The organism is Mycobacterium parascrofulaceum ATCC BAA-614 (genome assembly GCF_000164135.1).
GTDB lineage: Bacteria > Actinomycetota > Actinomycetes > Mycobacteriales > Mycobacteriaceae > Mycobacterium > Mycobacterium parascrofulaceum.
Genome location: NZ_GG770555.1, coordinates 209,979 through 220,039, shown reverse-complemented (window position 1 = coordinate 220,039; position 10,061 = coordinate 209,979). Strand labels below are relative to the sequence as shown.

The 10,061-nt window shown below is 75.2% G+C and carries 3 protein-coding genes; all 3 read right to left on the bottom strand.

The genetic code is table 11. From position 1 onward, the window contains the following. A partial coding sequence (locus HMPREF0591_RS16620; protein ID WP_007169772.1) for a polyketide synthase occupies positions 1-1,400 on the bottom strand: 1,400 nt, incomplete at its 3' end. Between the two features lies 1 nt (position 1,401). Then, positions 1,402-7,743, bottom strand: coding sequence for an SDR family NAD(P)-dependent oxidoreductase (locus HMPREF0591_RS16615; protein WP_425270199.1), 6,342 nt, complete (start codon positions 7,741-7,743; stop codon positions 1,402-1,404). A gap of 7 nt (positions 7,744-7,750) precedes the next feature. Then, positions 7,751-10,061, bottom strand: a 2,311-nt coding sequence (locus HMPREF0591_RS16610) for a type I polyketide synthase (protein WP_007169770.1), incomplete at its 5' end; no start/stop codon positions are given.

The following is a 10,061-nucleotide window of genomic DNA, read 5'->3' as shown; positions in this document are numbered from 1 at the left end:
CGCGCCAGCGCCCCGCGGTCGCTGCCCACCAGCACCGCCCGGTGCTCGAACGCCGAGCGCGTCGTCGCCAACGACCACGCGACGTCCGCCGCGGTCGGCTCAGCGCCGGCGACCCGCTGCGCCAGCCGGCCCGCCTGGTTGGCCAGCGCCCGCCCGGAGCGGCCCGACAGCACCCATGCGACCGGTTCGTCGCGTGCGTCCGCGGGTGTATCCGGTTGCGGCGGGGCCTGTTCGACGACGACGTGCGCGTTGGTGCCGCCCATGCCGAACGACGACACCCCGGCGCGGCGGGGGCGGCCGGCCACCGGCCAGGGCAGCGCGGCGGTGTTGACCCGCAGCCCCGCCGGCCCGGCATCGCCGTCGGCGTAGTTGAGGCTCGGCGGCAGCACCGAATGTCGCACGGCGAGCACGGCCTTGAGCAGACCGGCGATTCCCGCGGCGGCGCCGGCGTGGCCGATGTTGGTCTTCACCGACCCCACGTCCACCGGCTGCGCACGCGCGCCGAATACTTCGCCCAGCGCCCGGGCCTCCGCCGCGTCGCCGGCCTTCGTGCCGGTGCCGTGGGCCTCGACGTAGTCGATGTCGCCGGCGCCCAGGCCGGCGGCGGTAAGCGCGCGCCGGATCACGTCGGCCTCGCCGGACACCGAGGGCGCCGTCTGGCCGGCGGCGGTGTGCCCGGCATGCCCCGCGGCGCTGCCGCGAATGACCGCGTGAATGCGGTCGCCGTCGCGCAGCGCCGCCGGCAACGGCTTGAGCAGCACCAGTCCCCCGCCCTCGCCGCGCACGTAGCCGTCGGCGCGCCGGTCGAACGCATAGGTGCGGCCCGACGGGGACAGCGCGCCGAATTCGCGCTCCAGCATTGCGGTTTCGTCGGCCAGGTTGAGGTGCACGCCCCCGGCGATCGCCAGCTCCGACTCGCCCGACCGCAGGCTCTCGCAGGCGAGGTGCACGGCGAGCAGCGACGACGACTGGCCCGAGTCGACGGTCACGCTGGGCCCGCGAAACCCGAAGGCGTACGAGACCCTGTTGGCGATCATCCCCCGGCTGACGCCGGCGAACGAGTGGTGGTCGAGGTGGTCGGCGATGTCGCGCAGCGTGAGGACGGCGTAGTCGTCGCCCATCGCCCCGACGTACACCGAAACGGCCGTTCCCCGCACCGTTTCTGGCACCACGAACGCGTCCTCGAAGGCCTCCCAGGCCAGTTCGAGCGCCAGGCGTTGCCGGGGGTCCATCGCACACGCCTCGCGCGGCGAGAGGTTGAAGAAGTCGGCGTCGAACTCCGCGGCATCCCAGGGCAACTCGGTCGCCTCGCGCCCGTCACGAATGAGCTCCCAGAAGTCGCCGGGACCGGCCGCGCCGGGGAATCGGCACGCCAGACCGATGACTGCGACGCCCGTCATGCTAGGGGCCGATCTCTTCGTCGAGGATCGCGAAGAGCTGGCTTTCGGTGGCGGTGGCGATGTCGTCGTCGAACGGGTCGTCGGGATCTTCGGGGTGCGGCGGTTGCGCCGGGCCGGCCAGGGTGCTCAGTAGGCCTTCCAGCCGCGCGACGAGCTGGGCTTTGTCGCCGGGGCTCCAGTCCGGCCGGCCCAGCAGCGCCTGCAATTCGCGGGCGACGTCGTTGAAGCGGGCCATGCGGTCGGGCGGTTGGGCGCTCGTCCCGGCGGCCAGCTGCCCGTCGAGGTGCTCGGCCAGGGCGGCCGGCGTCGGGTGATCGAAGATCAGCGTCGGCGAAAGCGTCAACCCGGTGGCGATCTTCAGCCGGTTGCGCAGCTCCACCGCCGTCAGCGAGTCGAAGCCGAGGTCCGCGAAGGCCTGCTCGGCGTCGACGTCCGCCGTGCTGTGACCCAGCACCGTGGCGGCGTTGCCGCAGACCAGCTCCACCAGCTCGCGGCGCCGCTGCTCGGGGGCCAACCCGTCCAGCCGCGCCCGCAGGCCCGTCAAGGACACCATGTCGGTGGGATCGAGGACTCGCCGGGCCGGGCGTGCGGCCAACTGGCTCAGCAGCGGCGGCAGGGCGGCGCCGGCGTGCGCCAGCGCGGTCGCGTCGAGGCGGGTGGCGACGACGACGGGCGGCTCGGCCAGCAGCGCGGCGTCGAGCAGGTCGAGGGCCTGCCCGGTGGACAGCGCGGCCAGCCCGGCGCGGCTCATCCGCGCCTTGTCCCGCTCGCCGAGGTGCCCGGTCATGGCCGACTCCTCGGCCCACATGCCCCACGCGACCGACAGGCCCGGCAGCCCGTGGGCGCGGCGGTGCGCCGCCAGGCCGTCGAGGAAGCTGTTCGCGGCCGCGTAGTTGCCCTGGCCCGGGGCGCCCACGATGCCCGCCATCGACGAAAACATCACGAACGCCGAAAGATCCAGGCCCCGGGTCAGCTCGTGCAGGTGCCACGCCCCGTCGGCCTTGGACCGCAGCACCGTGTCGACGCGTTGCGGCGTCAGGGAGGCGATCACCGCGTCGTCGAGCACGCCCGCCGCGTGGAACACCCCGCGCAGCGGGAAGCGCGCCGGCACCCGCGCCAGCAACCCCGCCACGGCCTCCGGGTCGCCGACGTCGCAGGCCACCACCGTCACCTCGGCGCCGGTCGCGCGCAGCCCGTCCACCAGGCCGGGGACCCCCGCTGCCCGCTCGCCGCCGCGGCTGACCAGCATGACGTGGGGCACCCGGTAGCGCTCGACCAGGTGACGGGCCACCGCCGAACCCGCCATCCCGGTCCCGCCGGTGACCAACGCGGTGCCGCCGGCCAGCCCGGCCGGCCCGCCGGGCATGGTCAGGACGACCTTGCCGATGTGGCGGGCCTGGCTGACGAACCGGTAAGCGTCGGCGGCGCAACGGATGTCGAAGGCCCTCACCGGCAGCGGCTTCAGCACCCCGGCCGCGAACAGCCGCATCAACTCGGCCAGCATCTCCGCGATGCGGTCGGGGCCGGCTTCCATCAGATCGAACGCGCGGTAGCCGACGCCGGTGAGCGTATCCGGGTCGCGCAGGTCGGTCTTGCCCATCTCGATGAACCGCCCGCCGGGCGCCAGCAGCCGCAGCGACGCGTCGGTGAACTCGCCGGCCAGCGAGTTGAGCACCACGTCCACGCCGGCACCGCCGGTGGCGGCGGAGAACTTCTCCTCGAACTCCAGCGTGCGCGAATCCGCGATGTGCGCGTCGTCGAAACCCATGGCGCGCAGCGTCTCCCACTTGCCGCGGCTGGCCGTCGCGAAAACCTCGGCGCCCCAGTGCCGGGCGAGCTGCACGGCCGCCATGCCCACCCCGCCGGCGGCGGCGTGCACCAGCACCCGCTCGCCGGCCCGCAGGCCAGCCAGCACCGACAACCCGTAGAGCGCCGTCAGGAACACCACCGGCACCCCCGCGGCCTCGGCGAGCGACCAGTCCGGCGGCACTCGGGTGACCAACCGCCGGTCGACCACCGCCTCCGACCCCGTCAGTCCCAGGATCCCCAGCACCGCGTCGCCGACGGCCAAATCCGTGACCCCGGGGCCGACCTCGGCCACCAGCCCCGCGCCCTCGGCGCCGAGCTGCGCGGCGCCCGGGTACATGCCGAGCGCGACCAGCACGTCCCGGAAGTTCACCCCGGCCGCGGCCACCGCCACCCGCACCTGCCCGGCGAGCAGTTCCGCCGGCGGACCGGACTGCACCGCCAGGTCCTCCAGCGTCCCGGCGTCGCCGGCGGCCAGCCGCCACACCGACGGCGGCTCGGGCAACCGCAGGACGGGGTGCACCTTGACCGGCGCCAGCCGGGCGCGGTGGGCGACGCCGCCGCGCACCACCAGTTGCGGTTCGCCGCAGCCGACGACGGCACGCGGATCCAGGGAGCCGTCGGAGTCGACCAGCACGACCCGGCCCGGGTTCTCGGCCTGCGCCGACCGCACCAGCCCCCACACCGCCGCACCGGCCAGATCCGTGACGTCCTCGCCGGGCAGCGCGACCGCCCCGCGCGTCAGCACCACCAGCGGCGCCGACCCCTCGTCGCGGGACTGCAACAGGCCCAACGCCGCATGGGTGGCCGCGTGCACCGATGCGACCACGCCGTCGCCGTTCGCGGGCGGCCGCCACACCTCGGGAGCGGGCCCATCGGGGTTGTCCGGCAACGCGACCGGGGACCAGACGGCCTCGAGGAGTTCGCCGCCGCCGGTGCGCGCCGCCGCGGCCGCCGACAGCTGGGCGGCCGAGACCGGGCGCGTCACCAGCTCGCGCACCGAAAGGACCGGCAGCCCCGACGAATCGGCCAGCTCGACCGACACGGCGTCCTTGCCCGCCGGCGCCAGCCGCACCCGGACCCGCGACGCCCCGGCCGCATGCAGACACACGCCCTGCCAGGAGAACGGCAGGACGGTCTCGGCCCCCTCGTCGGCCACCCCGAGGGCGTGCAGGGCCGCGTCGAGCACCACCGGATGAATCCCGAAGCCGCCCACCGCGACACCGGCGTCCTGTGGGGCCTCGACCTCGGCGAAGACCTCGGCGCCCCGCCGCCACACCGCGCGCAGGCCCCGGAACGCCGGGCCGTACCCGTAGCCCCGCCCGGCCAGGTCGTCGTAGGCGCCGGCCACGTCGACCGCGGTCGCGCCCACCGGCGGCCACACCGACAGGTCCGCGTCGGGAGCGGGCGAGCCCTCGCCCAGCACGCCCTGGGCGTGCAGCGTCCACTGCGAACCGGCCTGCGAATACACCGCCGCCGCGCGGGATCCGCCCTCGCCGGCGCCGTCGACGACCACCTGGACGCACACCGCGCCGGCGGCCGGCAGGGGCAACGGGGCCGACAGCATCAGCTCCTCGATCACCGGACAGCCCACCTCGTCGCCGGCCCGCAGCATCAGCTCCACGAACCCCGCGCCCGGGAACAGCACCGTTCCGGCCACCGCGTGATCGGCCAGCCACGGCTGGGCCACAGTCGACAGCCGGCCCGTCAACACCACGCCGCCCGAATCGGGCCGCTCGACCACCGCGCCCAGCAGCGCGTGCCCGGCCGCGGCCAGACCCAGGCCTGCGGTGTCGCGGCCGCCCACCGACTCGGACAACAGCCAAAACCTGCGCCGCGCAAAGGCATACGTCGGCAGGTCGACGCGGTGGGCGGCCAGGCCGGCGAACGCCGCGGCCCAGTCCAGGTCGGCGCCCGACGCGAACAGCTGCCCGGCCGCCAGCAGCAGCGAGTCGACCTCGGGGTGGTCCTTGGCCATCGAGACCGCCGCAACGGCCGGCTCGGCCCCCAACGACTGTTCCACCGCGGCCGTCAACGCGGCGCCCGGCCCCACCTCCACGAACGCGCCGGCGCCCAGCGCCGCGGCGCACCGCGCCCCGTCCGCGAATCGCACCGGCCGGCGCACGTGCTCGACCCAGTAGTCGGCCGACCCGTATCCGGGGCCGGCCGGCCGGCCGGTCACGTTGGACACCAGGTCGATTCGCGGCGAACCGGGCGACACCCCGGCCGCCACCGCGGAGAACTCCTCGATCATCGGCTCCATCAGCGGCGAGTGGAAGGCGTGCGAGACGGCCAGCTGCCGCACCCGCCGCCCGCAGTCGGCCAGCCGATCGGCGGCGGCCGTCACCGCGTCCCGCTCGCCCGAAAGGACCACCGCCGCGGGGCCGTTGACCGCCGCGAGGCTCACGCCGCCGTCGAGCAGCGGCGCGACCTCGGCCTCGGTGGCGGTGACCGCCACCATCACCCCGCCCGGGGGCAGCGCCGCCATCAACCGGCCCCGGGCCGCCACCAGCCGCGCCGCGTCCCGCAACGACAGCACGCCGGCCACGTGCGCGGCGGCGATCTCCCCCACCGAGTGGCCGATCACCACGTCGGGTGTCACCCCCCAGGACCGCCACAGCGCCGCCAGCGCGACCTCGAGCACGAACAACGCCGGCTGGGCAAACTCGGTGCTCTGCAACAACTCCGGGTCGGTGCCCCACATCACCTCGCGCAGCGGCCGCCGGGCGTGGGCGTCCACCGCCGCCACCGCCTCGTCGAACGCCTCGGCGAAGGCGGGAAAGCGCTGGTGCAGTTCCCGGCCCATCCCCAGCCGCTGCGCACCCTGGCCCGGAAACACGAACGCGCGCTTGCCGGTTGAGCGGCTGCGCCCGACCACCGCGCCCGGGCCCGGCTCCCCGGACGCCACGCCCGCCAGCCCCGCCCGCAGGGTGTCACGGTCGCTGCCCACCAGCACGGCGCGGTGTTCCAGCGCCGCCCGGGTGGTGGCCAGCGACCAGCCCACGTCCCGGGGGCGCAGGCCCGGCTCGGCGTCGAGGTACGCCGACAGCCGCGCGGCCTGCGCCGCCAGCGCGTCGGCCGAGCGGGCCGACACCACCCACGGCACCACGGGCCGGGAGTCGTCGGTCTGCGCGGCAACGGCTTCCGGGGTTTCCGGCTCCGCGGGCGGCTCCTCGACGATGACGTGCGCGTTCGTCCCGCTGATGCCGAACGACGACACGCCCGCCCGGCGGCCGCCGTCCCGCGCCGGCCACGGCTGCGGCTCGGTGAGCAGCGACACCGCGCCCACCGACCAATCCACATGCGGCGACGGCACATCCACGTGCAGCGTCCGCGGAATCACCCCGTGCCGCATCGCCTGCACCATCTTGATCACCCCGGCCACCCCGGCGGCGGCCGAGGTGTGACCGATGTTGGACTTGATCGATCCCAGCCACAGCGGCCGGCCGGGCGGCCGGTCCTGCCCGTAGGTCGCCAACAGCGCCTGGGCCTCGATGGGATCGCCCAAAACCGTTCCCGTGCCGTGCCCCTCGACCACGTCGACGTCCGCCGCGGTCAACCCGGCGTCGGCCAGCGCGGCGCGGATCACCCGCTGCTGCGACGGCCCGTTGGGCGCGGTCAGCCCGTTGGAGGCGCCGTCCTGGTTCACCGCCGAGCCGCGCAGCACGGCCAGCACCGGATGCCCGAGCCGCCGGGCGTCGGCCAGCCGCTCCAGCACCAGCACGCCCGCACCCTCCGACCACGACGTCCCGTCCGCGGCCCCGGCGTAGACCTTGCACCGGCCGTCCGGGGCCAGCGCCCGCTGCCGGCTGAACTCCACGAAGGCCGCGGGCGTGGCCATCACCGTCACCCCGCCGGCCAGCGCCAGGTCGCACTCGCCGGAGCGCAGCGACTGCGCCGCCAGGTGCATCGCCACCAACGACGACGAGCACGCCGTGTCCACCGAGACCGCGGGGCCTTCCAGCCCCAGCACGTACGACACCCGCCCGGAGGCCACGCTCAGGGTGGAGCCGGTCAGCCCGTACCCCTCCAGCTCGCCCTTCACCTCGCCGCCGTATCCGGCGTGGATGACGCCGGCGAACACCCCGGTCGCCGAGCCGCGCAACCCGAGCGGGTCAATCCCGGCCCGCTCCAACGCTTCCCAGGAGATCTCCAGCATCACCCGCTGCTGGGGATCCATCGCCAGGGCCTCGCTGGGCCCGATCCCGAAGAACCCGGCGTCGAAATCCCCCGCGTCGCGCAGGAAGCTGCCCTGGCGGGTGTACATCTTCCCCGCCGCGTCGGGGTCCGGGTCGTAGAGGCCCTCGACGTCCCAGCCGCGGTCGGCCGGGAAGTCCGACACGGTGTCGCGGCCGTCGTTCACCAGCTGCCACAGGGCTTCCGGCGAGTCCACCCCGCCCGCGTAGCGGCAGGCCATGCCGACCACCGCGATCGGTTCGGACAGCTTGCCTTCCAGCTCCGCGACGCGCCGCCGCGCCCGCCGCAGATCGGCGGTCAGGCGCTTCAGGTAGTCGACGTGCTGCGTGGTATCCGGCATCGGTGTCTCAGCGGCCGAGTTCTTCATCGAGGATGGCAAAGAGTTGGCTTTCGGTGGCGGTGTCCAGGTCGGCGTCGAGGCCTTCGGGGTCGGGGTGATCGGCGGGGCCCAGGGTGGCGAGCAGGCCGTGCAGGCGGGCCCGCAGCGCCGACTTGTCGCCGGCGTCCCAGCCCGGCCGGGCGAGCAGGGCCTGCAGTTCGCGGCTGATGTCGGTGAAGCGGGCCATCAGGTCCGGCTCGCCGGCCGGACCGGCGGACAGTTGGCCGTCGAGGTGCTCGGCCAGGGCCGCGGGGCTGGGATAGTCGAAGATCAGCGTGGGCGAAAGCGTCAGCCCCGTGGCGGTTTTCAGCCGGTTGCGCAGCTCGACGGCGGTGAGCGAATCGAAGCCCAGCTCCTGGAAGGCGCGGCCGGCGTCGATGTCGGCGGGGTTGGGCAGCCCCAGCACGGTCGCCGCGTTGCCACGGACCAGGTCGACGAGCTCGCGCCGCCGCGCCTCGGGGGTCAGGCCGTGCAGGCGCGCGGTCAGGCCGGTCGTCAGCGCGGCCGTGGCGGCGTCGTCGACGACGCGCCGCGTGGTGCGGGCGGCCAGCTCGCTCAGCAGCGGGGGCAGCGCGGCGGCGTTGTCCGACAGGGCGACCCGGTCCAGCCGGGCGGCCATCAGCACCGGGGCATCGACCAGCATGGCGGAGTCGAACGACTCCAGCGCCTGCTCGGTGGACAGCGGCGCAATCCCGAGCCGGCTCATCCGGGCCTTGTCGCGCTCGCCGAGGTGGGCCGTCATCGCCGAGGCCTGCTCCCACAGGCCCCAGGCCAGGGACAGGCCCGCCAGCCCGTGGGCGCGCCGATGGGCGACCAGCCCGTCCAGGAAGCTGTTGGCCGCCGCGTAATTGGCCTGACCGGGGGTGCCCACGATCCCGGCCATCGACGAAAACACCACGAACGCCGAGAGGTCCAGGTGCCGCGTCAGCTCGTGCAGGTGCCACGCCCCGTCGACCTTGGCCCGCAACACCGCGTCCACCCGGTCCGGGGTCAGCGACAGGACCAGCCCGTCGTCGAGGACGCCGGCGGCGTGCACCACACCGCGCAGCGGGTATTCGTCCGGGATCCCCCCGAGCATCGCCGCGACCGCGTCGCGGTCCGCGACGTCGCAGCTCACCACCGACACGCGGGCGCCGGCCTCCTGCAGGCGATCCACCAGCTCCGCGACCCCGGCCGCCGCCGCCCCGGCGCGGCTGGCCAGCACCACGTAAGCCACGCCGTAGCGCTCGACGAGGTGGCGGGCCAGCGCCGAGCCGGCCATGCCGGTGCCGCCGGTGATCACCACGCTGCCGCCGGCCAGCCCGCCGCACCCGCTGAGCACGCCGCCCGGCCCGCCCGGCAGGGTCAGCACGACCTTGCCGATGTGGCGGGCCTGGCTGACGAACCGGTACGCCGCCGGCGCGCACCGAACGTCGAACACCTTGAGCGGCAACGGTCTTACGGCACAGTTCCGCAGCAATCCCTGGATCTCGGCCAGCATCGCCGCGGTGCGGTCGGCGCCGGCCTCCAGCAGGTCGAAGGCCCGATACTGCGCGCCGCCATACCGTTCGGCGACGACGTCCGGGTCCCGGACGTCGGTCTTGCCCATCTCGATGAACCGCCCGCCGGGCGCCAGCAGCCGCAGCGACGCGTCGGTGAACTCCCCGGCCAGGGAGTTGAGCACCACGTCGACCCCGGCCCCGCCGGTCGCCGCCGCGAATTTCCGCTCGAATTCCAGCGTCCGCGAATCGCCGATGTGGTCGTCGTCGAATCCCATGGCGCGCAACGTGTCCCACTTGCCGCGGCTCGCGGTGGCGAACACTTCGGCGCCCCAGTGCCGCGCCAGCTGGACCGCGGCCATGCCCACCCCGCCGGTGGCGGCGTGCACCAGCACCCGCTCGCCGGCGCGCAGCCCGCCCAGCACCGACAGACCGTAGAGCGCGGTGAGGAAGACCACCGGCACGCCCGCGGCCTCGGCGAACGACCAGCCCCGCGGCACCGGCGTGACCAGCCGCTGGTCCACCACCGCCTCGGAACCGACCACGCCGAGCAGCCCCATCACCGCGTCGCCGACCGCCGGCCCGGTCACGCCGGGACCGACCTCGACGACCAGGCCGGCACCCTCGGCCCCCAGCCGGCCGCCGCCGGGATACATGCCCAGGGCCACCAACACGTCCCGGAAGTTCACGCCGACCGCGGCCACCGCCACCCGGACCTGCCCCGGCTCCAGCTCCGCCGGCGGGCACGGGCCGACCACCAAGTCCTCCAGCGTGCCCCCGGCGCCGGCGTCCAGCCGCCAG

Coding starts and splice junctions, on each gene's coding strand:
- HMPREF0591_RS16615 (WP_425270199.1), bottom strand. CDS start 7,743: ATGCCGGATACCACGCAGCACGTCGACTACCTGAAGCGCCTGACCGCC.